The sequence below is a fragment of the Vogesella facilis genome (genome assembly GCF_042648525.1).
In the GTDB taxonomy this organism is placed as follows: domain Bacteria; phylum Pseudomonadota; class Gammaproteobacteria; order Burkholderiales; family Chromobacteriaceae; genus Vogesella; species Vogesella facilis.
In genome coordinates this window covers 1-25133 of the sequence record NZ_JBHRXN010000005.1, presented here as the reverse complement: position 1 = coordinate 25133, position 25133 = coordinate 1, and the positions used below count along the sequence as shown (strand labels likewise).

General features: G+C 62.5%; 25 protein-coding genes. 20 read left to right on the top strand and 5 right to left on the bottom strand.

Annotation, left to right across the window (positions count from 1 at the left end; genetic code table 11):
- Positions 1 to 649 precede the first annotated feature (649 nt).
- The 7 genes from ACFOLG_RS02045 to ACFOLG_RS02015 all read left to right on the top strand — a co-directional run bounded on the left by ACFOLG_RS02045 (position 650) and on the right by ACFOLG_RS02015 (position 7508).
- The gene (locus ACFOLG_RS02045) at positions 650 to 1063 is read left to right on the top strand and encodes a type IV pilin protein (RefSeq protein ID WP_386087858.1); all 414 of its coding nucleotides are present in this window, start codon (positions 650 to 652) and stop codon (positions 1061 to 1063) included.
- A gap of 2 nt (positions 1064 to 1065) precedes the next feature.
- Positions 1066 to 1527: a GspH/FimT family pseudopilin gene (locus ACFOLG_RS02040; protein WP_386087856.1), complete on the top strand. Its 462-nt coding sequence runs from the start codon at positions 1066 to 1068 to the stop codon at positions 1525 to 1527.
- Position 1528: 1 nt separating this feature from the next.
- A complete protein-coding gene (gene pilV, locus ACFOLG_RS02035) occupies positions 1529 to 2119 on the top strand; it encodes a type IV pilus modification protein PilV (protein ID WP_386087854.1) in 591 nt (196 codons plus the stop codon).
- Positions 2083 to 3183, top strand: coding sequence for a PilW family protein (locus ACFOLG_RS02030; RefSeq protein ID WP_386087852.1), 1101 nt, complete (start codon positions 2083 to 2085; stop codon positions 3181 to 3183). Before pilV ends, ACFOLG_RS02030 begins: the two co-directional genes overlap by 37 nt.
- Before the next feature lie 32 nt (positions 3184 to 3215).
- Positions 3216 to 3644 (top strand): pilus assembly PilX N-terminal domain-containing protein, encoded by a 429-nt coding sequence (locus ACFOLG_RS02025; RefSeq protein WP_386087850.1) that lies wholly within the window; start codon positions 3216 to 3218, stop codon positions 3642 to 3644.
- 28 nt (positions 3645 to 3672) lie between these two features.
- A complete protein-coding gene (locus ACFOLG_RS02020) occupies positions 3673 to 6843 on the top strand; it encodes a pilus assembly protein (protein ID WP_386087848.1) in 3171 nt (1056 codons plus the stop codon).
- 227 nt (positions 6844 to 7070) lie between these two features.
- Complete coding sequence (locus ACFOLG_RS02015) at positions 7071 to 7508, top strand: ProQ/FINO family protein (RefSeq protein WP_386087860.1); 438 nt, start codon at positions 7071 to 7073, stop codon at positions 7506 to 7508.
- Between the two features lie 150 nt (positions 7509 to 7658).
- Here ACFOLG_RS02015 and ACFOLG_RS02010 read toward each other — a convergent pair whose 3' ends face one another.
- A complete protein-coding gene (locus tag ACFOLG_RS02010) occupies positions 7659 to 8555 on the bottom strand; it encodes a LysR substrate-binding domain-containing protein (RefSeq protein ID WP_386087846.1) in 897 nt (298 codons plus the stop codon).
- A gap of 112 nt (positions 8556 to 8667) precedes the next feature.
- Here ACFOLG_RS02010 and ACFOLG_RS02005 point away from each other — a divergent pair, with 112 nt between their 5' ends.
- Genes ACFOLG_RS02005 through ACFOLG_RS01995 form a run of 3 tightly spaced genes read left to right on the top strand, consistent with a single transcriptional unit; the run spans position 8668 to position 11440 of the window.
- Positions 8668 to 9822 carry a methionine aminotransferase gene (locus ACFOLG_RS02005; RefSeq protein ID WP_386087844.1) on the top strand — a complete coding sequence of 385 codons (1155 nt, stop codon included), beginning with the start codon at positions 8668 to 8670 and terminating at the stop codon, positions 9820 to 9822.
- A 10-nt stretch (positions 9823 to 9832) separates the two neighbouring features.
- Complete coding sequence (locus ACFOLG_RS02000) at positions 9833 to 10639, top strand: carbon-nitrogen hydrolase family protein (RefSeq protein ID WP_386087842.1); 807 nt, start codon at positions 9833 to 9835, stop codon at positions 10637 to 10639.
- A 33-nt stretch (positions 10640 to 10672) separates the two neighbouring features.
- Positions 10673 to 11440, top strand: coding sequence for a transporter substrate-binding domain-containing protein (locus ACFOLG_RS01995; RefSeq protein ID WP_386087840.1), 768 nt, complete (start codon positions 10673 to 10675; stop codon positions 11438 to 11440).
- A 111-nt stretch (positions 11441 to 11551) separates the two neighbouring features.
- Here ACFOLG_RS01995 and ACFOLG_RS01990 read toward each other — a convergent pair whose 3' ends face one another.
- Positions 11552 to 11986 carry a DUF411 domain-containing protein gene (locus tag ACFOLG_RS01990; protein WP_386087838.1) on the bottom strand — a complete coding sequence of 145 codons (435 nt, stop codon included), beginning with the start codon at positions 11984 to 11986 and terminating at the stop codon, positions 11552 to 11554.
- A 194-nt stretch (positions 11987 to 12180) separates the two neighbouring features.
- On the opposite strand from ACFOLG_RS01990, the gene ACFOLG_RS01985 reads away from it, so the two are divergent.
- From ACFOLG_RS01985 to ugpQ, 7 genes are all read left to right on the top strand, one after another.
- Complete coding sequence (locus ACFOLG_RS01985; protein ID WP_386087837.1) at positions 12181 to 13047, top strand: AraC family transcriptional regulator; 867 nt, start codon at positions 12181 to 12183, stop codon at positions 13045 to 13047.
- 94 nt (positions 13048 to 13141) lie between these two features.
- Positions 13142 to 14110 carry a DMT family transporter gene (locus ACFOLG_RS01980; RefSeq protein WP_386087836.1) on the top strand — a complete coding sequence of 323 codons (969 nt, stop codon included), beginning with the start codon at positions 13142 to 13144 and terminating at the stop codon, positions 14108 to 14110.
- A 211-nt stretch (positions 14111 to 14321) separates the two neighbouring features.
- Positions 14322 to 15389, top strand: coding sequence for an extracellular solute-binding protein (locus tag ACFOLG_RS01975; RefSeq protein WP_386087834.1), 1068 nt, complete (start codon positions 14322 to 14324; stop codon positions 15387 to 15389).
- A 93-nt stretch (positions 15390 to 15482) separates the two neighbouring features.
- Positions 15483 to 16574 carry an ABC transporter ATP-binding protein gene (locus tag ACFOLG_RS01970; RefSeq protein ID WP_386087832.1) on the top strand — a complete coding sequence of 364 codons (1092 nt, stop codon included), beginning with the start codon at positions 15483 to 15485 and terminating at the stop codon, positions 16572 to 16574.
- Positions 16575 to 16579: 5 nt separating this feature from the next.
- Complete coding sequence (locus tag ACFOLG_RS01965; RefSeq protein WP_386087830.1) at positions 16580 to 17449, top strand: ABC transporter permease; 870 nt, start codon at positions 16580 to 16582, stop codon at positions 17447 to 17449.
- A gap of 10 nt (positions 17450 to 17459) precedes the next feature.
- The gene (locus tag ACFOLG_RS01960) at positions 17460 to 18317 is read left to right on the top strand and encodes an ABC transporter permease (RefSeq protein WP_386087828.1); all 858 of its coding nucleotides are present in this window, start codon (positions 17460 to 17462) and stop codon (positions 18315 to 18317) included.
- A 409-nt stretch (positions 18318 to 18726) separates the two neighbouring features.
- Positions 18727 to 19461 carry a glycerophosphodiester phosphodiesterase gene (ugpQ, locus tag ACFOLG_RS01955; protein ID WP_386087826.1) on the top strand — a complete coding sequence of 245 codons (735 nt, stop codon included), beginning with the start codon at positions 18727 to 18729 and terminating at the stop codon, positions 19459 to 19461.
- A 195-nt stretch (positions 19462 to 19656) separates the two neighbouring features.
- Here ugpQ and ACFOLG_RS01950 read toward each other — a convergent pair whose 3' ends face one another.
- A complete protein-coding gene (locus ACFOLG_RS01950) occupies positions 19657 to 20574 on the bottom strand; it encodes a bestrophin family protein (RefSeq protein ID WP_386087824.1) in 918 nt (305 codons plus the stop codon).
- A gap of 184 nt (positions 20575 to 20758) precedes the next feature.
- Here ACFOLG_RS01950 and ubiU point away from each other — a divergent pair, with 184 nt between their 5' ends.
- From ubiU to ubiT, 3 genes are read left to right on the top strand one after another with little or no spacing between them, the layout of a single operon-like run.
- Positions 20759 to 21757, top strand: a complete 999-nt coding sequence (gene ubiU, locus ACFOLG_RS01945) for a ubiquinone anaerobic biosynthesis protein UbiU (RefSeq protein ID WP_386087822.1) — start codon at positions 20759 to 20761, stop codon at positions 21755 to 21757.
- 5 nt (positions 21758 to 21762) lie between these two features.
- Positions 21763 to 22668, top strand: coding sequence for a U32 family peptidase (locus tag ACFOLG_RS01940; RefSeq protein ID WP_386087820.1), 906 nt, complete (start codon positions 21763 to 21765; stop codon positions 22666 to 22668).
- Positions 22655 to 23089: a ubiquinone anaerobic biosynthesis accessory factor UbiT gene (gene ubiT / locus ACFOLG_RS01935; protein WP_386087818.1), complete on the top strand. Its 435-nt coding sequence runs from the start codon at positions 22655 to 22657 to the stop codon at positions 23087 to 23089. Before ACFOLG_RS01940 ends, ubiT begins: the two co-directional genes overlap by 14 nt.
- 227 nt (positions 23090 to 23316) lie before the next feature.
- Here ubiT and ACFOLG_RS01930 read toward each other — a convergent pair whose 3' ends face one another.
- Both ACFOLG_RS01930 and ACFOLG_RS01925 read right to left on the bottom strand, forming a co-directional pair.
- Positions 23317 to 23772 carry an ankyrin repeat domain-containing protein gene (locus tag ACFOLG_RS01930; RefSeq protein ID WP_386087816.1) on the bottom strand — a complete coding sequence of 152 codons (456 nt, stop codon included), beginning with the start codon at positions 23770 to 23772 and terminating at the stop codon, positions 23317 to 23319.
- A 338-nt stretch (positions 23773 to 24110) separates the two neighbouring features.
- Positions 24111 to 24647 carry a hypothetical protein gene (locus ACFOLG_RS01925; protein WP_386087814.1) on the bottom strand — a complete coding sequence of 179 codons (537 nt, stop codon included), beginning with the start codon at positions 24645 to 24647 and terminating at the stop codon, positions 24111 to 24113.
- Positions 24648 to 25133 lie beyond the last annotated feature (486 nt).

Genomic DNA, 25133 nt, shown 5'->3' with positions numbered 1-25133 from the left:
TGATAGTGCAGATACCTGTGTGAAAGTAGGACACCGCCAGACTCCCCATATGAAGCCCAGCTTGAGTGATCAAGCTGGGCTTTGTGCTTTGTGGCGCGCGCGTGCTGCGCGTATCCACCTCTCCGTGGGACTGAACCCAGTCCCGCAAACCCGGGGCACCCGATCCCCCGGCATGCCCGTGCGGCCAACGTTGGCCGCAGGCTGCCCGCAATCGCGGCACCAACAAGCAAAAAGCCCGCGCAAGCGGGCTTCGTCGTTTGGGGAGTCGGGCGATGAGCAGGTGCTCAATCGTCGCGGGTCAGCACTTCCAGCAGCTCGATCTCGAACGATCGTTGACCGCCATAACTTATGGCTGGATGTGCTGCAATAGCATTGACGATGGTTAAGCCTCCAAGGCTGCGTTAGTGGCTCTGCTTGTAGCTGCTAAAGTGATTCAAGGAGAGCCGGCATGCGTACACTCTGCGGGTGCAGATAGATGGCACAAAGCCCGCAAGCTGGAGGGGAACTGTTTTATATTGATGATACTGAAAAGAAATGGGTGTGTAGCCGATACAGGCGGTAGCTTAACTGGCAGAATTGTGGAGTATGGTTAGCGGTAGCAAATATTCAATCAACAATAATATGTTTTTGGCATATTTAGGTGCAAAGTATGACTAAACTGATGCGGGTGAGAGCGATGCAGCGCGGCGTGACATTGATCGAGCTATTAATTGTTGTTGTTGTACTTGGCATAATCGCTGCATTTGCTTACCCATCTTACATTTCATATGTCATAAAAACCAATCGATCAGCAGCCATGTCGTTTATGACGGAAGCGGCAGCCAAGCAGGAGGAGTTTGTCCTTGATGCGAGACGCTATGCAAGTAGCGTAACGGAGCTGGGCGTCAGCGCGCCGACGAATGTGACCAAGTTCTACAGCATTACAATTACGGCCTTCAATGCCTCTACGCCACCGGCTTACTCGGTGGTGGCAACGCCGACCACGGGCGGCATGCAGGCAACCGATGGCACGCTCACGCTGATGTCGAATGGTCAAAAACTGCCGGCTAGCAAGTGGAACTGATAATGAAAGCCCAAGCAAAGGAGCGGGGTTTTACTTTGCTGGAACTGGTAATTGCCTTCCTATTGCTGGCGGTCTTTACAGCAATGGCGGTTCCCAGTTTTCAGGCATTTGTAGCACGTAATAAGGTCAAGTCTGCTTCCGAGCAATTGCAGTCCGCTTTGTTTTATGCGCGCTCCGAGGCTGTAAAAAGAAGCCAGACAGTGACGCTGAGCTGTAATGGCGGCGGCTGCCAACAAGGTTGGGTGGTGGCGACTACCGCCTCTCCAACGATTCAACTGGCAGTTCAGGATGCATTTAACGATAGTTATTTGGCTATCAGCGGCAGCACTACTGCTTCGATTAATCGTAACGGACGTGCAGCGGCAGCCGTTTCATTCAATGTCACCAGAACAGATCAAGGGACGCAGCGTTGCGTCAAACTTTATCTTTCCGGGGTGACCGATGTCTCAGATGTTGGGTGTTGACATGCAAACAGCCAAATGCAGGCAGGCAGGCTTTTCCCTGATAGAAGTATTGGTCGCCATTATTATCCTGTTGATTGGCTTCATGGGTATTGCTGCCTTGAGCATGCGAGCAAACCAGGTGGAATTCGAGTCGTATCAGCGGGCGCAGGCTTTGGTATTACTCGACGATATGTCGCAGAAAATTCGCGCCAATCAGGATGCGGCATCATGCTACTACGCGTATACGGCGGTGGGGCCGAGCAGTGGCACCACTTATCTGGGCACTGGTTCGAGTGTGTCCGGGTATTCATGCACTGCTTCGGGTTCGCTCAGCGTCGATGCTGCGGCGATGGCGACGCTGGATGTGCAGGACTGGGATACCCAGCTGGATGGGCTGGCAGTGCAGGGGGGGGCAGGTGCAATGATGGGCGCACGCGGCTGTATTACCAATGATGCGTCAGGGGTACTGATTCAGGTGGCATGGCAGGCCAAGACGGTGACCGCCACGCCGCCGACCGGTCTGAGTTGCGGTCAGAATCTTTACGGTGATGAGAAAAATCGCAGAGTGATGGCTAGATGGGTAAAGATCGTCAACCTGACGCCGACTTACTGAAAATGCGTAACCGGCAAGCCGGCCTGAGCATTGTCGAGATCATGATCGCCATGACGCTCGGGTTAATACTGCTGACGGCAGTAGGTGGTTTCTATGTGGCGCAGCACCGCAATCAGCGCGAATTGAGCAATCAGTTTGCGCAGATCGAAAACGGGCGCTACGCGATGGATGTGCTGACAAAGTATCTGGAAAACGCCGGCTACTATGGCAATTATGTCTATATGGACGACTTCCCCAGCGCTTCCGCCTCCTTGCCGAGTGCTTGCGAAACCAGCTTTCAGTACATGTACAGCACCGCGACCGGGACCAATGCGCTGGCTTTTGCCGTGCAGGGTGCTACATCGGCAACGATAAGCGCGACCTTTCCCTGTATCCCTAGCGCCAACCTGTACAGCGACAATGATGCCTTCCTGGTGCGTGAGGTTGATCCCAGCCCGGTAGCCTCTTCGTCGCTAGTTGGCCGCAATATTTATCTGCAGGCGGTGGCGCGGCTGAAGGGCCCGGTGATTACCACCGGCAGCAATGTCGCCTCCTTTACCTTGACCAATCTGGATGGCTCTGCCGGGGAAATTCGTCGTTACCCGCCCCGTATTTTTTATATAGGCCGCTGTCTGGATGCGTCTGGTGGAACGTGCAGCAGCGGGAGCGACGTACCAACCTTACGGATGCTGGAATTGGGCGACACCGGCACGGCGACCGGCTTCAGCGATTCCCCGATGGTGGAGGGGATCGAGCGCATGGTGATCGAGTACGGGCTGGACCTGAAAGGTAGCAACCATAGCTATGTGGATGCCTCCGGCGTGACGCAGGTCGTGCAGTACGATGGCGCACCGGACAGCTATAGCCGCTCGCTGACCACCACAAACGAATGGGCACGGGTAGTCGCGCTGCGCATTACGCTGCTGGCACGGGCCGGCAAGATTACCGCCGGCTATTCCGATACGCGCAGCTACACGCTGGCTTCCGGTGTGAGCTATACCCCCAGCGGCACTGCGGCCAACTACAAGCGCAAGCTGTTCCGCAAGACGATTTACCTGATCAACGTCGGGTCGAGGAGAAAGTAGTGAAGAGGCGCGCGACGGGCAACATCCTGTTCATGACCCTGATGTTCCTGCTGATCTCTACCATACTGGTGACCATGGGCATCCGCTTGGGCATGACCCACTTGCGCATCGTGTCCAACAGCCAGGCGCACGACGAGGCGCTGAGTGCCGCGCAGCAGGTGGTAGACCAGGTGCTGAATCAGCCCGCATCGGCGACGACGGATCCTATCGCCAACCCTGGCGCCTACCCGCAGACCTTCCAGGTCGATGCCGACAAAGACGGCAGCAACGATTACACAGTGGTGCTGGCCAGGCCAAGCTGCCTGGGATTCCGCGAATTTGATAATTCTTCGGTGGGTTACCAGACCTACGCCGTGCAGTGGGACTTCCAGGCCACGGTAACGGATAGTCGCACAGGGGCCCAGGTGATTACCCATCAGGGCGTGCGCGAACTGACCAAAACGTCCGATCCTTGCAGTTGATGGCGATGCAGGGGCGAAGGAGCAGGTAATGAAAAAGTGGTTGCTGGCAGTATTGCTGACGTGCTCGTTTTCCAGTCAGGCGGTGGAGCTGCAGAATCAGGATATCGATATCTTCCTGAATAACCCCAATGTGTCCAATTCTGCCGATGTGCCTAATGTGTTGATTATTCTGGACAACACGGCCAACTGGAACACGCCGTTTACTGCGGAAAAAGCAGCGCTGGTCAATCTGTTCGGTACCTTGTCGTCCGGCGCATTCAATATCGGGCTGATGATGTTTTCCGAAACCGGCGGCAGCAACGGCAATATCGATGGCGGTTATATGCGCTCCGCGATCAAGAACATGACCACGTCCAATTTGAGTCTCCTTAGCGTGCTGGTAAATGGCCTGGACAAGAATGATGACAAGAGTAATGGTGGCAAGCTTGGGCAGACCATGCGTGAGGCATACCTTTACTTTAAAGGTGGAACGGCGTATTCAGGCATCAAGACCAAGCGTGATCTAAATGCGTTTACTCCAAGTACTTCCAGCAGCACGACCTATTTGAGTCCGGCAACAGGTGTATGCCAGAAGAACTTCATCATTTTTATCAATAACGGGCCGGTACAGGACAATACCTCGGATACCACTAGTGCCACCACGGCTCTGAGCGGGGTCGGCGGTAATACCACCACCATTCCGCTGTCACCGAACGGCAGCCAGGACAATATTGGTGATGAATGGTCGCGTTTTATGAATGGCACCGACCTTAGTTCGACACTGGATGGCCAGCAAAACATCATTACCTACGCCATCGAGGTGCAACCGAGCACCACCGGCCAGGGGCCGGGCATGACGGCTTTGCTGAAGAGCATGTCCACTGGTGTCGGTGGCGGGCGCTACATCAGCATTACCAACCCGCTGAGTTCGGACGAACTCAAGAATGCCCTCAAGGGCGTGTTCGACGAAATCCTGTCGGTCAACAGCGTGTTCACTTCCGCCGCGGTAACCAACAGCGTCAACAACTACGGCACCACGCTGGACCAGATCTACGTGGGCATGTTCCGCACCGACGCCGATGCCAAGCCACGCTGGCATGGCAACCTCAAGCAGTACCGGCTGGGGCTGTCCGGCAACAAGTACACCTATCTCGACAAGACCGGCCAGGTGGTGGTCAACTCCCAAGGCCAGGTGACGGATACCATCACCAGTTACTGGACCACCAGTTCCTCGTTCTGGACTGCGGCCAACTATCCGGATCAGCAGACGCCGGGTGGCACCTCGGATGCGCCAGACGGCTCGCTGACCATCAAGGGCGGTAATGCGCAGCACCTGCGCAGCGATAACCTGACGGCAGACAACCGTGTCGTCTACACCTGCACCAGCTGCACTAGTGGCGGCTCGCTGGTGGATGACACCGCCAACACCACCGACCCGACGCTGTTCAACACCAATAACGCCGGCATCACCACCACGCTGCTTGGTGTTAGCACCACCACCGAGCGCAGCAACCTGATCAACTGGGTGCGCGGCCGCAACGTCAGCACGGATGACCCTTCGGGCGGTGTCGCTACCGGGGTGCGCGGCTTCGTGCATGGCGATGTGGTGCATTCCAGCCCGCTGGCCATCAACTACAACCGCAGCGGCCAGCCCAGCAACCGTGATGTGGTGGTGTACTACGGTGGCAACGATGGGCCGCTGCACGCGGTGAAGGGTGGGGCGAACGATAGCGATGGCGGCGAACTGTGGTCTTTCCTGCCGCAGGAGTTTTATTCCGGCTTGAAGCGGCTGTATGACAACACCCCGCTGCTGTCGTCTTCTGCGACCAAACCGTACTTCTTTGACGGGCCGATCGGCAGCTATCTGCTGGATGCCGACAACGACAGGCGCTATGACAACACCGGCAAGACCGATGCCGCCACGATGGACAAGGTGTACATCTACCCGACTGCGCGTCGTGGCGGCCGGCTGATCTACGCCTTCGATGTCACGGTGCCGGCACAGCCCAAGTTCCTGTGGAATCACAGCAATAGCGATACCGGCTTCAACGAACTGGGGCAGACTTGGGCCAAGCCCAAGGTGATCAAGATTGCCGGTTACAGCAACCCGGTACTGGTATTCGGCGGTGGTTACGATGCCGCGGCCAACGATACCGCGACCCAGGGTACGGCCACCATGGGGCGCGCCATCTTCTTGGTGGATGCCATCACCGGTGCCCTGGTGTGGAAGGCGGTGCCTACCGGCAGCAGCGATTGCCTCACCGCAACCTGCACCCCGGTCAGCGGGCTGAGCTATAGCATCCCGGCTGGCGTTGCCACGGTGGATCGTGACCTGAATGGCTATGTGGATCGCCTGTATGCGGCCGATACCGGCGGCAACGTCTGGCGGGTCGATGTCGGTCTGAACTCGGCGGTTAGCCCGGCAGTGCCCAGTTTCAGCGTCAACAAGATTGCCGCACTGGGCGGCAGTGGCAGCAGCGCCCGCAAATTCCTGTATGAGCCGGATGTGGTGCTGGGGCAGAGCTATGACCGGGTGCAGCTGGGGTCCGGCGACCGCGAGAAGCCGTTCAGCCTGGCAATACAGGACATGTTCTTCTCCATCAAAGACCCGGGGCTGACCAGCAACGTAATCACCACGCCGTACACCGTGTCCAACTTCTACGACGCGACCGACAACCTGGTACAGCTTGGCAGCACCAGCCAGCAGGCGGCGGCCAGCAGCTCGTTGGCCTCCACACAGGGCTGGTATATCAAGCTTAACGGCGGCTTGAGCAGCCGCGATCTGGGCTGCAGCCTGTTGGGTGGCGAGCGGGCATCCGGCAAGGCGGTGACGCTGGATGGCGTTTTGTACTTCTCCACCTTCCTGCCGAACTACACCTACACCTACAGCGCCAGCACCGGTTGTACCGCCACCGCCACCTATAACAGCAACAGCTGCAACCCCACGCTGGGTGCGGCCCGGATTTACATCCTCAACTTCGGCGATGGCTCGGCCTACAGCGATGCCACCGACGCGCAAGCGGGCTGGGCGCTGACCGACCGCTACGTGTCGGCAGGCACTGGCTTCCTGGGCGACCCGACGGTGGCGACCCAGGTCGATAGCAACGGCAATATCGTCAACGTGCCGCTGTTCGGCCTGATTTCCGACCCCGGCGGGCTGTCCGGCGGCATGGGCAACAAGACCCGTTCCAAGGTGTACTGGTACGAGCTTACCGACTGACGGCTGTTGCCGACCGGCATCGCACGCGGTGTGCGCTGCCGGTTTTGCTTTTGCCGCGCGCGGCCTGCTTATGATTTATGCATGATGCGTGCGGCTAAGTGCTGGTGGTGCACCCGACAACTGGTATACAATCCCGCGCGATTGTTGTCTGCTAACAGAACCTGTGCTTCGTCTCAGGGTCAGGTTTGCGTAACCCTGTGAAGAATTCCATGAAAGACAAAGCAAAAGTGGCTAACGAAACCGCGCTGGGTGCAGCGCTGAAGAATGCGGTACAGAGCCTGAGCAAGAAGAGCCAGACCGAGATGATTGCCGCCCACGTGTACGCCAAGTACGACGTGTTCAAGCAGTTCCGCCCGTTGGCGCTGGGCATCCACGAGGCGCTGATCGCCGCATTGCCGCAGTTCGATGCGCAGCTGGTATCGCGCGTGCTGGCCAACCACTGCCGCCGTCAGCGCTACCTGAAGGCGCTGGCCCGTGGCGGCAAGCGTTTCGACCTGGCGCTGAAAGCGGTAGGCGAGGTGACCGCCGAAGAGAAGGCCGCTGCCGAGCGCATGTGCCAGGCTCGCGCCGACAAGGCCGCGCCGAAGGCGGAGGCCGCTCCAGTAGCAGCCGTGGTGCAGGAGGCTCCGGTAGCCGACACCGCCGGCGAAGCCAGCGCCGAATAAGCGCCGCTGCCGCCATGCCCAACACCGGCCTTGCGCCGGTGTTGTCGTTTCTGCGGCCAACGTTGGCCGCATCGCTACTGTGCTAGCTGCGGCGCTTCGCGGCGGGGTAGCGCGGTGAGCATGGCAGCGCCGGCGATACGGCCGCAGCCGTCACGGCGCAGGCGCCGGCTGGCGACATTGCGCCAGCAGCCACTCGCGCACGCTGTGCAGCGCCGGGCGGCTCTCGTCCGGCTTGCTGGCCAGCGCATAGGCGTAGCCGCTGCGCCACGGCGGGGCGAACGGTGCCACCACTTCGCCCTCCGCCAGCTCGCGCGCCAGCAGGGTCAGGTCGCCCAGGGTGATGCCGTAGCCTTGCAGCGCCGCGTTCATCGCCTGGTCCAGGGTGTCGAACACCGTGCCGCCGCGGTAGTCCACCGCCGGCGCGCCGCGCCAGGCTAGCCATTGCCGCCAGTCGCGCTTGTCGTGCGAGGGGTGCAGCAGCGGGTAGTGTGCCAGGTCCGTCTCCTGTGCCAGCGTGCGGCCAACCTGGCGCAGCAGCCGCGGCGAGATTACCGGCGTCAGCACCTCCTCGAACAGCAGTTGCTCGTTGTCGGCCAGCGCATTGCGCGGCTTGTAGACGATGGCCAGATCCACGTCCTCCTGTGCGAAATTCACCGCGTGCTCGTGCACGCCGGCCAGCTGCACCGGGATGTCCGGCGACTGCGCGGCAAAGTCGCGCAGCGCCGGCAACAGCCAGCGCACCACGCAGCTGGGCGCCTTGATGCGGATCGGCGTGGTCAGCGCCGCCGCCGCGTCCATGCCCTGTTCCAGCACCTTGAAACCGCGCTGCACGTAGCCAAGCAGCAGCTCGCCCTGGGCAGACAGCCGCAGGCTGCGTGCGTAGCGGTGGAACAGCGGGTAGCCCAGATGCGCCTCCAGCTGCGCCACCTGCTTGCTCACCGCGCCCTGGGTCAGGCACAGCTCGTTGGCGGCGCGGGTGAAGCTCTGGTGGCGGGCGGCGGCCTCGAATACCGACAGCGCGTACAGCGGAGGGGTGTTGCGCGGCATGTGGCGCTCCATGGCTGAATTTTTCTCAGCCATAACATGCCGATAAATCGTTTGTCGCACAAGTGTGCATCGCGTTGAATAGCGCCATAACACCACAACGCGGCGAGACATCATGCACACCCCCATTGCCCAACGCTCCAAGCTGCCCCACGTCGGCACCACCATTTTCACCGTCATCGGCCAGCTGGCCGCCAAGCACCAGGCCATCAACCTGTCGCAGGGTGCGCCCAACTTCCCGTGCAGCGCCGATCTGATCCGCTACGCCCACGAGGCGATGCAGGCCGGCCACAACCAGTACGCGCCGATGAGCGGCTTGCCGGCACTGCGCCAGGCCATCGTCGACAAGGTGGAAACGCTGTACGGCCAGCGCTACGACGTGGACAGCGAGGTTACGGTGATGGCCAGCGCCAGCGAGGCGCTGTTCTCGGCGGTGACCGCGCTGGTGCACGAAGGCGACGAGGTGATCGTGTTCGAGCCGGCCTTCGACAGCTACATCCCGATGATCGAGCTGCAGGGCGCCACCCCGGTGGTGATCAAGCTGTCGGCGCCGGAATTCGCCATCCCGTGGGACGAAGTGGCGGCGCGCATCAGCCCGCGCACCCGCATGATCCTGCTGAATACCCCGCACAACCCCACCGGCAATGTGCTGACCGCCGCCGACGTGGCGCGGCTGGAAGCCATTACCGATGGCACCGACATCGTGGTGCTGTCCGACGAGGTGTACGAGCACGTGGTGTTCGACGGCGAGCTGCACCACAGCATGAGCCGCCACCCGAAGTTGGCCGCACGCTCGGTGGTGGTCACCTCCTTCGGCAAGACCTTCCATGTCACCGGCTGGCGCGTGGGCTACTGCCTGGCGCCGCAGGCGCTGATGGACGAAATCCGCAAGGTGCACCAGTTCGCCATGTTCGCCGCCGACACCCCGATGCAGTACGCGCTGGCGCGGCTGATGGCCGAGCCGGAACACTATCTGGGCCTGTCCGCCTTCTACCAACACAAGCGCGACGTGCTGAGCCAGGCGCTGGCCGAGTCGCCGCTGCAGCTGATCCCCAGCCGCGGCAGCTTCTTCCTGCTGGCCAGCTTTGCCCACCTGTCGGACGAGAGCGACAGCGACTTCGTGCAGCGGCTGATCACCCAGCACGGCGTGGCCACCATTCCGGTGTCGGCGTTCTACCGCGACGGCACCGACCAGCGGGTGATCCGCCTGTCGTTCGCCAAGGACGAAGCCACCCTGCGTGCCGGCGCCGAGCGCCTGTGCCGCATCTGAGGAGTGCCGCATGAGCAAGACCTTTACCGCCGCCGCCGTGCAGATGGTGTCCGGCGACGAACTTGCGGCCAACCTGGCCCGTGCCGAAGCGCTGGTGGCCGAGGCCGCCAGCCGTGGCGCCGAGCTGGTGGCGTTGCCGGAATACTTCTACCTGATGCCGGGCGACGAGCAGGCGCGGCTGGCGATTGCCGAGCCGTTCGGCAGCGGCCCGCTGCAGCAGCGCATGGCGGCGCTGGCCGCGCGTCATGGCGTGTGGCTGCTGGCCGGCACCCTGCCGCTGCAGGGCAGCCAGTCGCAGCGCTTCTGCAACAGCAGCCTGTTGTATAACCCGCAGGGGCAGTGCGCGGCGCGCTACGACAAGATCCACCTGTTCGGTTTCGACGACGGCAAGGAGCGCTATGCCGAGGCCGACACCATGCAGCCGGGCGAGCAGGTCACCAGCGCCGACACGCCATGGGGCAGCATGCGGCTGTCGGTATGCTACGACCTGCGCTTCCCCGAGCTGTACCGCCACGGCCCGGCACCGGCGCTGATCAGCGCCCCGGCCGCCTTCACCCACACCACCGGCCTGGCACACTGGGAGCTGCTGCTGCGCGCGCGCGCGGTGGAAAACCTCGCCTTCGTCATCGCCCCCGGCCAGGGCGGCGTGCACCCGGGCGGCAAACGCACCTTCGGCCACAGCATGATCGTCGACCCGTGGGGGCAGGTACTGGCCTGCCACGTCGAGGGCGAGGGCATCGCGCTGGCTACACTGGATCTAGACAGGCAACAGACCTGGCGCACGCGCCTGCCGGCGCTGCAACACCGTCGCTTTTAAGTCGACACTTACTACAAATCTCCGGAGAAACTCATGAAACGCAAGATCGCCTTCGCCGCATTGCTGCTGTCCCCGCTGTTCGTCCAGTCTGCACAGGCCACCGAGCCGCTGCGCATCGCCACCGATGCCACCTATCCGCCGTTCGAATTCATCGATGCCGCCGGCAAGGTGGCCGGCTTCGAGGTGGACTTCGCCTACGCCGTGTGCAAGGCCATGGCCACGCCGTGCGAAGTCATCAACCAGCCGTGGGACGGCCTGATTCCCGGCCTGCAGGCGAAGAAGTACGACGCGATCATGTCGTCGATGAACATCACCGACAAGCGCCGCCAGGTGGTGGATTTCAGCAAGGTGTACTACCTGATGCAGAACCGCTTCGTGGGCCGCAAGGGCGTGCAGTTGACGTCTGACCTGAAAGACAAGGTAATCGCGGTGCAGACCGGCACCCCGCAGGACAGCTACGTGAGTCAGAACTTCAAGGCCGCCAGCATCAAGCGCTACGTGAATGCGCAGGACCCGATGCTGGAGCTGACTTCCGGCCGCGCCGACTTCACCTTCGGCAACACCGTGCAGCTGCAGAAGGGCTTCTTGGATACCGCCAACGGCAAGCCGTTTGCCTTCACCGGCCCGGTGTTCGACGGCCGCAAGGACAAGGTGCTGGGCGAGGGCGTGGCGGTGGCGCTGCGCAAGAGCGACGCCGCGCTGAAGGAACGTTTCAACAAGGCCATCGACCAGGTGAAGAGCAGCGGCGAATACGCGGCGCTGCTGAAGAAGCACAAGCTGGATGGTCTGCTGGAAGACTGAGTTTTGCTCGCTGTTTCGGTCTGCCTGTTGCCTGCCACCTCGGTGGCAGGCTTTTTTATGCAGTAAAGGTTGGCCGCAGGCTGCCGGTAGCATGCGGCCAACCTTGGCGGCTTACTCCACCGAGAACACCACCGGCTTGGCCGTTTGCTGCCGCGTCAGCGCGTAGATGGTGAGCGTGCCCGGCTTCACTTCGCCCATGCCCGGCGAATTGGCCGGCATGCCCGGCGCGCTGATGCCGACGATGTCCGGCTTGTCGCGCAGCAGTTTGCGGATGGCGGCCACCGGCACATGGCCTTCCACCACATAGCCGCCCACCAGCGTGGTGTGGCAGCTTTCCAGCTTGCCCACCTTGTATTGCGTCTTCACCGTGTGCATATCGTCGCGGTTGATCGCGTTCACCTTGAAGCCGTTGCTGTTCAGGTAGCTGACATAGGCTTCACAGCAGCCGCAGGTCGGGCTCTTGTACAGCGTGACCGGCATGGCGGCGGCAAAAACTTGCGGGCTGATCACGGCCAGGGCGAACAGCAGGCGGGGCAGGCGTTTCATGGCGTACTCCAGAAGAATGGGTAAATGAGCGGGCGGACAGCGGCACGGTAGCAGGGCTGCGAACAGGGCGGCCTTGATGCCGGTCACGCCGGCAGGTGGTGCAGCACAGACCCGCCGGCGGCGGGCGGGTTCCCGCTGCCGTGGCGGTGGTTTTCTGCCACAATCGCAGCATCCCCACTTGCCTGTCCAGCGCCATGAGCTGCCTGTTGCCGACCTCGCCTTCCGTTGCACCGCTGCCGCTGGCCGGCGTGCCGCAGGCGTTCGAGCATGCGGCGGACTACGCCGAATTCTGCCAGCCCTTGCCGGGGGTGGAGCTGTACCGCGCCCACATCGTGCGCTACGCCTTCGAGCCGCACACCCACGAGGCGTTCGGGCTGGGGGCCATCGTCAGCGGCGTCGAGCGCTTCCGCTACAGCGGCAGCGAGCACCTGGCGCCCACCGGCTCGCTGCTGCTGATGAACCCGGACGAGCTGCACACCGGGCAGTCCGCCACCGAGCAGGGCTGGCGCTACAGCATGATCTACCTCGACCCGGCGATCGTGGCACGCGTCACCGGCGAGGACGGCTGGTGGTTCGACGACGCGGTGCGCCACGATCCCGGCATCGCCCAGCGGGTGGGGCGGCGGCTGGCGGCGCTGTGGCAGGCGGAGGAGCCGCTGGCCTTCGACAGCCAGCTGTACGAGCTGCTGGCCGAGTTCCGCCCGCTGGCGCGGGTGCCGCGCCCGGCGCGGCCGCAGGCCGATGTGCGGCTGACGGCGGTGCTGGACTACCTGCGCGCGCACCTGGCCGAGCGGCTGACGCTGGAGCAGTTGGCCGCGGTGGCCGGGCTCAGCCCCTATCACTTGCTGCGCCGCTTCCGCGCGCAGTACCACGTCACCCCGCAGCAGATGCTGATGGCGCTGCGGCTGTTCGAGGCCAAGCGCCTGCTGGCCAGCGGCCTGCCGCCGGCGCAGGTGGCCGCCGCCGCCGGGCTGAGCGACCAGTCGCACCTGAACCGCTGCTTCGTGAACCGCTACGGCGTCACCCCGGCGCGCTACCAGCAGCAGCTGGGGCTGCGCTAGCCGCCGGCGCGGCAGCCGCCCTGATCGCAATCTGGTACAAGACCGCCGCTCTGCGGCCAACCTACACTGCGCCCAAATCATCCGGGAGAGACGCATGTTGGCAGGAGTGTTGTACGCATTGGTGGCTGGCCTGATGTGGGGGCTGGTGTTTCTGGCGCCGCAGATGCTGCCGGAGTATCCGGCCGCGCTGCTGTCGGTCGGCCGCTATCTGGCCTTCGGCGTGATCGCCATCCCGCTGGCGTGGTTCGACCGTGCCGCGCTGCGCCAGCTGACGCGCGGCGACTGGCTGGAGGCGCTGAAGCTGGCGGCCATCGGCAACCTGCTGTACTACCTGTGCCTGGCCGGCGCCATCCAGCGTGCCGGCGGCCCGCTGCCTACCATGCTGATCGGCACCTTGCCGGTGGTGATCGCCATCTGCGCCAACCTGCGCGACCACCGCCGCGACGGCCGCCTGCCGTGGCTGCGGCTGCTGCCGTCGCTGCTGCTGATCGCCGTTGGCATCGGCTGCGTCAACAGCGTGGAGCTGGACGCGCTGCGCCGCGATACCAATGCCGACCTCGGCCGCTACGCCAGCGGCGCGCTGCTGGCCTGCCTGGCGGTGGCGTGCTGGACCTGGTACCCGCTGCGCAACGCCGACTGGTTGCGCGATCATCCGGGGCGCAGCCCGCGCACCTGGGCCACCGCGCAGGGCGTGGCCACGCTGCCGCTGGCGCTGGCCGGCTTCCTGCTGCTGTGGCTGGGCAACAGCCTGGGCGGCGGCGAGTTCGCCATGCCGCTGGGGCCGCAGCCGGCACGTTTTCTCGGCCTGATGGCCATCATCGGCCTGCTGGCCTCCTGGCTGGGCACGCTGTGCTGGAACGAGGCCAGCCAGCGCCTGCCCACCGCGCTGGTGGGGCAGTTGATTGTGTTCGAAACGTTGGCCGCACTGGCTTATGCCTTCGTGTGGCGGGGTGAGGCGCCGCTGCCGCTGACCCTGCTGGGCGTGGCGCTGCTGGTGGCCGGCGTGCTGTGGGCGCTGCGGGTGCGCCCGGAGCCGGTGGCGGCGGAGGGCCATGCCGGTTGAGCGGCGCACTGTTGTAAGAAAACATACAGAAAGCGCGCAAAAAACCAACATCTGAAATTTTTATTAAACATGCACGTAACATGGCCTATATATTCTCTGGTGCTGGCCCGGTGGCCGCGGCACTGCCACAACGGCAGGCGCGGCCGGCGGATTCACGGTCGCCGCTGGTGGCTGTGCGGTTGTCCATCCATACACGAGGGAGTGGCAATACATGTTCAAGCAAGCTTCGAAATTGTCCGCCGGCGCACTGCTGGTGGCATGTGCCTTCAATGCCAATGCAGCCGATTCCGTACTGCGCCTGCTGACCTGGGCCGACTACGCGCCGCAGGCGGTGGTGGACCAGTTCAAGAAGGAAACCGGCATTACCGTTGAAGTGACCCTGTCCAACAACGAAGAAATGATCTCCAAGCTGCGCGCCACCGGCGGCGCCGGCTTCGACCTGGCCAACCCCAGCCAGGACCGCATCACCGGCCCGGCGCGCGAGTTCGGCATTTACCGCCCGCTCGACCTGGCCAAGGTCAAGACCGCCAACTTCATCCCGTCGATGCTGGCCGCCACCCAGAAAGTCACCTCGCTGGACGGCAAGGTGTACGGCCTGCCGCTGTTCTGGGGCACCGACGGCCTGGTGCTGAACTCCGCCAAGAGCAAGGCCTCCGACTACGGCGACCTGTGCAGCCCGCAATACGCCGGCAAGACCGCGGTGCGCCTGAAGCGGCCAACCTTGATCGGCCAGGCCTTCGCCATGGGCAAGGATCCGTTCAAGGCCTACGCCAACGCCAAGGAATACGAGGCGATCATGACTGCGGCCGGCAACAAGCTGATCAGCTGCAAGAAGAACCTCAAGTATTTCTGGGAAAGCAAGGATCAGCTGCTGAACGACCTGCGCAACGGTGAAGTGGTGGCCGCGCAGATGTGGGATGCCGGCGGCTGGAAGCTGAACAGTGAGAACCCGACGCTGAAGTTCGTGGCGCCGAAATCCGGCGCACTGGGCTGGGTGGACACCTTCGCCATTCCGGCCAAGGCCAAGAACCTGGATGCCGCCTACAAGTGGATCAACTTCGTGACCCGCCCGGAAATCGCCGCCCAGCTGGCCAAGTCTGCCGGCAGCTTCACCGCGGTGAAGGGCGCCGAGAACTTCATGGACGCGCAGATGAAGAAACAGCTGGCCGAATCCTTCCCGCCGGCGGCGATGAAGAACATCAAGTGGTATCCGGCGATTCCGGCCGGGCTGGAAGAGATCGACGGCAAGGTGCTGGACCGCATCAAGGCCGCCAGCTAAGCCACGCACCGGCCACGCCCGTGGCCGGTTCCGCTGTCCCGAGGCCGCCGTGCGCGGCCTTTTCTGTCACTGCACGCCTGAATGGGGCTTTCCATGCCGCATACCCCGCAACATGACGCCATCGACTTGTCGGTGCGTGGCGTCAGCAAACACTACACCGGCTTTACCGCCGTCGATCAGCTGAGCCTGGCGGTGGCCAAGGGCAGCTTCTTTTCCATCCTCGGCCCGTCCGGCTGCGGCAAGACCACGTTGCTGCGCATGATCGCCGGCTTCATCTCCCCGGACGAGGGCGATATCGTCATCGGCGGCCAGTCCATGCGCGAGGTGGCGCCCAACCGCCGCCCGGTGAACATGGTGTTCCAGCACCTGGCGCTGTTCCCGATGATGTCGGTGGGCGACAACGTCGGCTACGGCCTGGCGCGCCGTGGCCTCCCCAAGGCCGAGATCCGCCGCAAGAGCGAAGCGATGCTGGAGCGTGTCGGCCTGCCCGGTACCGCCGGCAAGCGCATCGACCAGCTGTCCGGCGGCCAGAAACAGCGGGTGGCCATTGCCCGCAGCCTGGTGCTGGAGCCGACCCTGCTGCTGCTGGACGAGCCGCTGGGCGCGCTGGATCTGAAACTGCGCGAACACATGAAGCTGGAGCTGAAGCAGCTGCAGCACGAGATCGGTACCACCTTCGTCTACATCACCCACGACCAGAGCGAGGCGCTGGTGATGTCCGACCAGGTGGCGGTGATGAACAAGGGCCGCTTCGAGCAGGTGGGCACGCCGCAGCAGCTGTACTACCAGCCGGCCAGCGCCTTCGTCGCCGGTTTCGTCGGCAACAGCAACCGGCTGACGGTGACGCTGTCCGGCAGCGGCGAGGGCGTCACCGACAACGGCCTGCCGCTAAGGTTGGCCGCACAGCAGGGCGAGGGCGGCCAGCAGGCGTTGTTCATCCGCCCGGAAACCATCGCCCTGGCGCGACACGAGGCCGATGTGGCCGCCTTCGACAACCGCCTGCCGTGCCGGGTGGAAACGCTGTATTTCGACGGCGCCAACTCCACGGTGCAGGTGCGCGACGCGCGCTACGGTACGCCGCTGCATGTGGCGCTGCCGCATACCGGCCAGCATGCCGACCTGCAGCCGGGCGAGACGGTGTACCTCGGCATCCGCGCCGAGCACGCCAAGGCCTTCCGGGAGTGAGCGCGATGAACGTACTGGCCCCGCGCCGTCTCGGCCTGTTCCTGCTGCTGGCGCCCGCCGTGCTGTGGCTGGCGCTGCTGATCCTGCTGCCGCATGTGGAAGTCGGCCTGCTGTCGTTCCGCGAGCGGGTCGGCCCCGGCGAGTTCGCCCCCAGCCTCAAGCAGTACCTGACCTTTTTCGATGAGCCGTTGTACTGGCACACCTTCGTGCGCACCGCGCTGATGTCGGTGATCGTTACCGTGCTGGCGCTGCTGCTGGCGTTTCCGGTGGCGTGGAGTATTGCCAAGGTGGCGCGCGGCCGGGTGCGCGCGCTGCTGATGGCCGGCATCCTGCTGCCGTTCTGGGCCAGCGAGCTGGTGCGCATGCTGGGCTGGCTGATCCTGCTGCGCGGCTCCGGTGTGCTGCCGCAGCTGCTGTTCCAGCTCGGCATCACCGCCGAGCCGGTGGAGCTGCTGTACCACGACGCCACCATCCTGCTGGGGCTGGTGTACAGCTCGTTGCTGTTCATGCTGGTGCCGCTGATCAACGCGCTGGAGACGCTGGACGACAGCCTGATCGAAGCCGCCTACGATCTGGGCGGCAAGCGGCTGGACATTCTGCGCTGCATCGTGGTGCCGCACGCCGCGCCCGGCATCGCCGCCGGCTGCATCATGGTGTTCATGCTGACGCTGGGCAACTACCTGACGCCGGTGATCCTGGGCGGCAAGAACTCGATGTGGTTCACCGAGCAGATCTATACCCAGTTCATCACCCGCTTCAACTGGGAGCAGGGTTCGGCGTTCGCCTTTCTGCTGCTGGGGCTGTCGTCGCTGCTGGTATGGCTGGGGCTGAAGCTCACCGGCCAGCGCTTTGCCGACTCCATGCGCCGTACCTGAGGAACCTGACATGATTCCAAGCCTGCCGGACAACCGCTGGCTGCTGCGCGGTCGCAGCCTGTACCTGGCCGCGTTCTTCCTGTTCCTGCTGCTGCCCTTGTCGGTGGTGGCGGTGTTCGCCTTCAACAACTCGCTGTTTCCCACCCCGCCGTGGAAGGGCTTTACCCTGGACTGGTTCCTGGCCAACGGCAACGGCCGCACCGGCCTGCTGTTCGACGGCGAGCTACTGGCCAGCATCTGGCACAGCTGCAAGGTGGCAGTATGGGTGAGCCTGCTGTCGGTGCTGCTGGGCACCAGCAACGCCTTCCTGCTGGAGCGCGCCGAGTTCCGCGGCAAGGGCCTGTTCACCACGCTGATGCTGGTGCCGCTGGTGATTCCGGGGGTGATCCTCGGCATTTCCATCCTCGCCTTCGCCAGCCAGATCGCCAACTTCCTCTACGACCACTGGGAGATCGAACTGGAATGGCTGCGCCCCGGCCTGCCGCTGGTGGTGATGGGGCAGGTGTCCTACATCATCACCATCGCCACGCTGACCATCGCCGCGCGGCTGAAGCGCTTCGACACCTCGCTGGAAGAGGCGGCGCTGAACCTGGGTGCCAGCCGCTGGCAGATCCTGCGCACCATCACCCTGCCATACCTGAAGCCGGCCATCATCGGCAGCGGCGCGGTGGCCTTCCTGCTGTCGTTCGAGAACTTCAACACCACGCTGATGCTGGTGGGTAGCGACAGTCCGCTGACCATCCTGATGTACGGCCGCATGCGCGAGGGCGCCTCGCCGGTGCTGAACGCGGTGAGCCTGGGGCTGATGCTGGTGTCGGCGCTGGCGGTGGTGTTGCTGTACCTGCGCAAGCCGAAGCAGCAGGCTTGATGTTCGTGGAGCAGGTTGGGTTGAGCGCAGCGAAGCCCAACGTTTACCGCGTCTGGTTTTGTATCCGCTACGCGGATGATGTTTGAAGTCGCCGGTTCCGCCCGGCGAACGGGCCAGGGGGCGTGCCGCCGCCCCCTCGCGACCCCGCTCGCCCCTTATGGTCCGCGAAACCCCGGCCCAAAAGGCATTCGCCAGGCGCCGGCAATTCGCCGTTTGCTAACGTCAAACGGCTCAGATGCCGTCTTAAAACCTGGCGAACACCATTTTGACCGGCGCTCCCCGTAGGGCAATCTGGCGCTTTACAACGTTGGCCGCATTCTTTACGCCGGCTTCACTGCCAAGACGGTGCCAACGATGCTTTGCCCAGCGCTGTGCCGAAGTAGCCGACTCGAACAAGATGGAGAACGAAATGCAACCCTGGCCTTACCCCTACCTGTTCGCCCACCGCGGCGGCGGCCGGCTGGCGCCGGAAAATACCCTGGCCGGCATGGCCACCGCCGTGCAGTACGGCTACGGCGCGGTGGAGTTCGACGTCAAGCTCAGCCGCGACGGGGTGAGCTTCCTGCTGCACGACGACACCCTGCCGCGCACCAGTAACGGCCAAGGGTTGGCCGCAACGCAGGACATCGCCGCGTTGTCGCGGCTGGATGCCGGCAGCTGGTTCGCGCCGCGCTTCGCCGGCGAGCCACTGCCCAGCTTCGCCACCATCGCCGCCTACTGCCGCGCGCACCGGCTGCTGGCCAATGTCGAGATCAAGCCCTGCCCGGGGCGCGAGGCGGAAACCGGCCGCGAAGTGGCCCGGCTGGCCGCCGAGCTGTGGCAGGGCCACCCGGCGCCGCCGCTGCTGTCGTCGTTTGCCTGGGAGGCGCTGCTGGCGGCGCGTGACGCCGCGCCGCAACTGCCGCGCGGCTGGCTGATCGAAGAGCAGTGGCCCGCGGACTGGCCGGCGCGGCTGGCCGAGCTGCAGGCGGTGTCGCTGCACAGCGACCACCTGTTGCTCACCGCCGAGCGGGTGGCGGCGGTGCGCGCCGCTGGCTACCGCGTGCTGGCCTACACCGTCAACGACCCGGCGCGCGCCGCCGAGCTGCGGCAGTGGGGCGTGGATGGCATCTTTACCGATGCGCTGGACGTGATCCGCCCCTGAAGGCGGCATGACGCGCTGCTGCGCGGCGGCGCTACGGTGGGCAAAACGGCTGCGGCATGCTCATCTGCGGCTTGTAAACGCCGCACCGCGCCGTTGTTGCCTTGTCTCGCGCCAGCCCGCGAGGCCGTAGGGCGGTGCTGAAAGCAAAAAGGTTGGCCGCATGCGGCCAACCTTTTTTGTTACTAGCGAGGAGGGTCAGTGCAGGTAGATGCCGTCCGGCTGCGGCGGCGGCACCTGCATCGGCACGCCCTGCAGTTCGCGCAGCGAGGCCTCGATATTGTGGCTCATGGCGGCCAGTGGCAGATCGTTGCCCTCCTTGCCGAACGGCTCTTCCAGCTCGTCGCCCAGCGTGTCCAGCGCCAGGAAGGTGTAGGCGATGAACACCGCGATCAGCGGCGTCACCCAACCGATGCTGGTGGCCAGGCCGACCGGCAGCAGCATGCAGTAGATGGTGACGGTGCGGTTGAGCAGCACGCGGTAGGTAAACGGAATCGGCGTGGTGCTGATGCGCTCGCAGCCTCCCTGTACTTCCACCAGCGTATCCATGTTCTTGTCCAGCATCTGCCACTGCCAGTCGTTGATGCTGCCGTCGCGGCGCAGCTCGGCCAGCAGTTGCTGCAGCCAGGCCAGGATCAGCGCCGGCTGGTTGCGCGCCTGCTGTACGCGCTGCCACTGCGCCGGCGGCAGCAGCCGCTGCAGGTGGGCGCTGACATCCTCCTGGCGCAGATGGCCTTTCAGCGCGTAGATAAAGGCGCAGATGCCGTCGATCAGCGGCGTGGTCTGCGGCGCGGCGGGGGCCAGCGCCAGGCATTTGCCGGTCAGCTCGCGGCTGGCGATCAGCAGGCCGCCCCACAGCTTGCGCGCCTCCCAGAAGCGCTCGTAGCTGGCCGAGTTGCGAAAGCCGAGGAAGATGGCCAGCGACACCCCCAGCAGGGTGAAGATGTAGATGTTCAGCGATGACTGCGCATGGCGGCTGATCCACCACGGCGCCCAGATGCTGGCCAGCAGCGAGATGCCAAGCACCAGCAGCAGGCGGCTCATGATGCGGGGGACAACCGAGCCTTGCCAGATGAACAGCAGGCGGAACCAGTGGTAGCGGGGGCGGATGATCATGGTGCAGAGGTGGCGGGGTGGGCAGCCGCCCATCATAGGCCCTATGTTGCAGTGCGGTAAACGGGATCGGCCCGCCTTTTGCGCACGGCGTGGTGCCGTGGCGGCTAAATGCTTGATTTGCGGCAATGGCGGCCGGCGGCGGCTGGGCTAAGGTCTGCCCGTTTTGCTTGCAAGGAATCCCATCATGCCGCTTCCGGAACTGGTCTGCCCGGCGGGCAGCCTGCCTTCGCTCAAGGCCGCGGTCGACAATGGTGCCGACTGCGTGTACTTCGGCCTGAAGAACGACACCAATGCCCGCAACTTCGCCGGGCTGAATTTCGATGCCAACAGCGCCGCCGAGGGCATCCGCTACGCCCGCGCCAAGGGCGTCAAGACGCTGCTGGCCATCAACACCTTTGCCCAGGGCGCGGAAAGCGCGCGCTGGCAGCATGCCATCGACGAAGCCGCCGAGCTGGGCGTCGATGCGGTGATCCTGGCCGATTTCGGCCTGCTGGATTACGCCAGCCGCCGCCACCCGCAGCTGCGCCTGCACCTGTCGGTGCAGGGCTCGGCCAGCAATTACGAGGCGGTCAACCTGGCGCAGCAGCTGTTCGGCGTGCAGCGTGCGGTGCTGCCGCGGGTGCTGACGCTGGCGCAGGTGGAGCAGGTGATCGCCCACACCGATGTCGAGATCGAGGTGTTCGGCTTCGGCAGCCTGTGCGTGATGGCGGAAGGACGCTGCCTGCTGTCCAGCTACGCCACCGGCCAGTCACCCAATACCCACGGCGTGTGCTCGCCGGCGCGTTTCGTGCGCTGGGAGGAGGGTGCGCAGGGCATGGATGCGCGGCTGAACGGCATCCTGATCGACCGCTACGCACCGGACGAGCCCAGCGGCTACCCCACGCTGTGCAAGGGCCGTTTCGAAGTGGAGGGAAGCACCGGCTACGCGCTGGAAGAGCCCACCAGCCTCAACGTGCTGCCGCTGCTGCCGGAGCTGCTGCGCATCGGCGTGGCCGCCATCAAGGTGGAAGGCCGTCAGCGCAGCCCGGCCTATGTGGCGCAGGTTACCCGCGTGCTGCGCCAGGCGCTGGACAAGGCCGCACAGGGTGGCCGCCACGCCGACCCGCTGGCGATGGCCACGCTGGGCAAGCTCTCCGAGGGCCAGCAAGTGACGCTGGGCGCCTACAACCGACCATGGAAATGACCGACATGCCACTCCCGCTGCAACTGGTGCTGGGGCCGCTGCTGTACTTCTGGCCACGCGACCAGGTAATGAACTTCTACGCGGAGGCCAGCAGCTGGCCGCTGCAACGGCTGTATCTGGGCGAGGTGGTGTGCTCGCGCCGCCAGCAGCTGCGCACCCAGGACTGGATCGCGCTGGCCGCCGACATCGCCGCCAGCGGCAAACAGGCGGTGCTGTCCAGCCAGGCGCTGCTGGAAAGCGAATCCGACCTCAAGCGGCTGCGCAAGCTGATCGACAACGGCGAGGCGCTGGTGGAGGCCAACGACGCCGGTGCGGTGCACCTGCTGCAACAGCGCGGCCTGCCGTTCGTCGCCGGCCCGTACCTGAACATCTACAACAGCGACACGCTGCGGCTGTACCGCCGCCTGGGCGCACAGCGCTGGGTGCCGCCGGTGGAAATGTCCGGCGACAGCGTGCGCCGCATCGCTGCGGCCAACCCGGACATCGAAACCGAGGTGTTTGCCTGGGGCCGGCTGCCGCTGGCGCTGTCGTCGCGCTGCTTCACCGCGCGCCACTACCAGCTGAACAAGGATGACTGCCAATTCCGCTGTCTGGAACACCCGGACGGCATGACTTTGGCCACCCGCGAAGCGCAGGATTTCCTCGCCATCAACGGCATCCAGACCATGTCCGCCGGCTGCCACAGCCTGCTGCACGAGATCGCCGCACTGCCGGCACGCGGCGTGCACGCGCTGCGCATCAGCCCGCAGCACCAGCACCTGGCCGCCGTGGTGCAGGCCTTTGCCACCGCCATTGCCGGCGAGCAGCCGGAGACCAATCTGGCCACCCTGGCACCGGGGCCGCTGGTGAACGGCTACTGGCACGGCGAACCCGGCATCGTGTTGAAGGAGGTGGCGCATGGCTGTGCCTGATCTGAAAGTGCCGGCCGCACTGGCACGAGTGCTGGGCAAGCTGCCGGCCACCCCGCCGGTATGGGGCATGGTGCGCATGCTCAACCTGCTGGCCGTTCGCGGCGTGCTGCCGGTGGATCACAGCCTGCTGGCCGGGCGCCAGTTCTGCATCCGCGTGCTGGATGCCGGCATCAGCCTGCATTTCGCCAGCGACGGCAGCCGTTTCGTCGCCAGCCGTGCCGATACCCCGCATGATCTATTGCTGGCGGCCAACCTGGCCGATTTCGCCCGCCTGATGCTGCGCGAAGAAGACCCGGACACCCTGTTCTTCAACCGCCGCCTGCGCATCGAAGGCGATACCGAGCTGGGGCTGACGGTGAAAAACCTGCTGGACAGCGTGGACTGGCAGAACACACCGCTGGCGCGTTTCATGGCGGTGTAGGGGAGGGAAGGTTGGCCGCAACGGCCAACCTTTTGCTGCGGGGGCATAGCCCCGCACGGGTGTGCGGTAAAACTACTGGGCCTTGTCGGCGCGGTGATTGGGGTAGCTTAGGCTACCCCAATGCTTGTCTGGACTGGCCCTGTGGAGCCGGGCGACGCCGCCAAACGCCAGCCAGCGTGCAACGTATTTGTGATTACCGCCGTTCAAATTACCCAACGGCCTTCCGGTCAAGGTTTCTTCAGCGCCGCATACATTGCAGCCCGGCGTTTGGCCGGGAGCTTGCCGACACAGTCGATGGGCTTGTGGCCATATTTGTCGGTCTCAGCCAGCGATGCGCCATGCGCGACTAGATCGGCGGCAATGGCGGGGCTGGAGTCGAGTATGGCAGCCATCAGCACGGTAATTTCACTGGTGCGGGTGCTTGCATTGACGTCGACCCCCTTCGCAATCAAATCCTGAACGATCCCCTGATCCTTGGCGGCTACTGCATAGAACAGCGGCGTGGTGCCATCGTAACCATCGACGTTGGGATTCGCGCCGGCTTGCAGCAGCGCCTGCACCGCAGTGAGGTTGTGGGCATCGATTGCGTACACCAGTGGGGTTTTGGAAACGCTATCTAAGCTCTGGTCGATATCACAATGCTGCAGCTGTACATCAGTGGCGACAGCCGGCTTAGTAACCATCTGAGAGTTTGGCGTTACCTTGGGAAATCCATAATTTCATTTAAGTGTGAGAAATCTCTGGCAGTAAACACATCCATGTTACATATTGGTCGTTATGTTTTTCATGTAAGTTTATTGTCGCAAAAAATTTGAATAAATACTGATTTTTATTCATATTGCTTGGAAGAGTTTTTTGCATGCCAAATCTAAATTGTCACCATCTAATTCACTAAGCGTGGCTCTGTTTACTAATTTCCATGTTTTCAAATTATAAACGCCAGGGTACGTATCGCCGGTGCAGTCTGGTTCTCCATTAACAGAGACATATTGGCCATTTTTTGAAATAATTCCGTTTTTGATTAGGCTGAATACATTGTTGAGCTGTTTTTTATTGATTTTCTTTTGTCAAAAAAACCTTTGGCTATTATCGCCTCTTTCTTCGATTTTGTGTCGTATACTTCTGCTAAGTATCCATGTGGTGAAGTTGAATAAATGTCGGCGCTTAGTACCAATCCCTTGGCTTTATTGATATCAAATAAAATGCTTTTTATTGACGTGACTTTTGCTTGTTTGGTACAGGAAATTAGCTCATTTTTTGCTATGTAGTCATGTTCTGACAGTATGACATACTCGCCATCGTTGCTCAGTCGTGGTGACAACCTAGGGTCGGACCCAATTGCTGCTGTTAAATTTTTGATAATGCAATTTTTATCTTTTCCAATTGCTATGACTGTATTGTTCAACCCTGCTGTAAAAATATAATCGCCAGCTATAGGTAGTTGATAGCTTTCATTCGCATGGACTAGCGCTGAAACAAGAAGTGTTATGTAGACAAAGATATTCAAGCAATATTTTTTCAATGCGTGCTGTATGTTTTTTTTCTGTCTGAAAGTCAAGTTTCGTCTCTGTAAGAGATTGCTGTTTGGCATGGAGAGCTCTCAGGAAATCGAAGGCTGATAGCATCATTAGAATAAAATTAACTTTTCCATTATTGATTTTTTTTGGTGTTTGTTTGTGAATGGTCAAGACTAAATTTCATATAATGGTGATTTAATTGCAACTCGCTACGGGCCTGAAATTTTGGAGGAAATGGTTTTATTGCGGGGGTGTGCCATGAATATTTAAAACATAATCATTATTTATTTTAATGAAATTAATTTCTATGGGTTTTGTGGTTTTTGAATTTCTATAATTTTTATTTGCAACCAGCGGTTGCTGAGTAAATGATTTTCCTAAATTCATTTACTGATTTAGTTTTGTATATGTTAGTTGATTTTTTTGATTCTTCAAAAGTAATTGGTTGAATCGCCCCTCCTTTCCTAGACACCTCAAGAGCCTCACACTAGGCCCTACAAGGAGGTGTCATGAGCAGGCAGCGTTTC

Bases quoted from the DNA above. Each gene is read 5' to 3' on its own strand.
- ACFOLG_RS02045 (WP_386087858.1), top strand. From the start codon at position 650: ATGACTAAACTGATGCGGGTGAGAGCGATGCAGCGCGGCGTGACATTG.
- ACFOLG_RS02040 (WP_386087856.1), top strand. From the start codon at position 1,066: ATGAAAGCCCAAGCAAAGGAGCGGGGTTTTACTTTGCTGGAACTGGTA.
- pilV (WP_386087854.1), top strand. From the start codon at position 1,529: ATGCAAACAGCCAAATGCAGGCAGGCAGGCTTTTCCCTGATAGAAGTA.
- ACFOLG_RS02030 (WP_386087852.1), top strand. From the start codon at position 2,083: ATGGGTAAAGATCGTCAACCTGACGCCGACTTACTGAAAATGCGTAAC.
- ACFOLG_RS02025 (WP_386087850.1), top strand. From the start codon at position 3,216: ATGACCCTGATGTTCCTGCTGATCTCTACCATACTGGTGACCATGGGC.
- ACFOLG_RS02020 (WP_386087848.1), top strand. From the start codon at position 3,673: ATGAAAAAGTGGTTGCTGGCAGTATTGCTGACGTGCTCGTTTTCCAGT.
- ACFOLG_RS02010 (WP_386087846.1), bottom strand. From the start codon at position 8,555: ATGCCGCGCAACACCCCTCCGCTGTACGCGCTGTCGGTATTCGAGGCC.
- ACFOLG_RS02005 (WP_386087844.1), top strand. From the start codon at position 8,668: ATGCACACCCCCATTGCCCAACGCTCCAAGCTGCCCCACGTCGGCACC.
- ACFOLG_RS02000 (WP_386087842.1), top strand. From the start codon at position 9,833: ATGAGCAAGACCTTTACCGCCGCCGCCGTGCAGATGGTGTCCGGCGAC.
- ACFOLG_RS01995 (WP_386087840.1), top strand. From the start codon at position 10,673: ATGAAACGCAAGATCGCCTTCGCCGCATTGCTGCTGTCCCCGCTGTTC.
- ACFOLG_RS01990 (WP_386087838.1), bottom strand. From the start codon at position 11,986: ATGAAACGCCTGCCCCGCCTGCTGTTCGCCCTGGCCGTGATCAGCCCG.
- ACFOLG_RS01985 (WP_386087837.1), top strand. From the start codon at position 12,181: ATGAGCTGCCTGTTGCCGACCTCGCCTTCCGTTGCACCGCTGCCGCTG.
- ACFOLG_RS01980 (WP_386087836.1), top strand. From the start codon at position 13,142: ATGTTGGCAGGAGTGTTGTACGCATTGGTGGCTGGCCTGATGTGGGGG.
- ACFOLG_RS01975 (WP_386087834.1), top strand. From the start codon at position 14,322: ATGTTCAAGCAAGCTTCGAAATTGTCCGCCGGCGCACTGCTGGTGGCA.
- ACFOLG_RS01970 (WP_386087832.1), top strand. From the start codon at position 15,483: ATGCCGCATACCCCGCAACATGACGCCATCGACTTGTCGGTGCGTGGC.
- ACFOLG_RS01965 (WP_386087830.1), top strand. From the start codon at position 16,580: ATGAACGTACTGGCCCCGCGCCGTCTCGGCCTGTTCCTGCTGCTGGCG.
- ACFOLG_RS01960 (WP_386087828.1), top strand. From the start codon at position 17,460: ATGATTCCAAGCCTGCCGGACAACCGCTGGCTGCTGCGCGGTCGCAGC.
- ugpQ (WP_386087826.1), top strand. From the start codon at position 18,727: ATGCAACCCTGGCCTTACCCCTACCTGTTCGCCCACCGCGGCGGCGGC.
- ACFOLG_RS01950 (WP_386087824.1), bottom strand. From the start codon at position 20,574: ATGATCATCCGCCCCCGCTACCACTGGTTCCGCCTGCTGTTCATCTGG.
- ubiU (WP_386087822.1), top strand. From the start codon at position 20,759: ATGCCGCTTCCGGAACTGGTCTGCCCGGCGGGCAGCCTGCCTTCGCTC.
- ACFOLG_RS01940 (WP_386087820.1), top strand. From the start codon at position 21,763: ATGCCACTCCCGCTGCAACTGGTGCTGGGGCCGCTGCTGTACTTCTGG.
- ubiT (WP_386087818.1), top strand. From the start codon at position 22,655: ATGGCTGTGCCTGATCTGAAAGTGCCGGCCGCACTGGCACGAGTGCTG.
- ACFOLG_RS01930 (WP_386087816.1), bottom strand. From the start codon at position 23,772: ATGGTTACTAAGCCGGCTGTCGCCACTGATGTACAGCTGCAGCATTGT.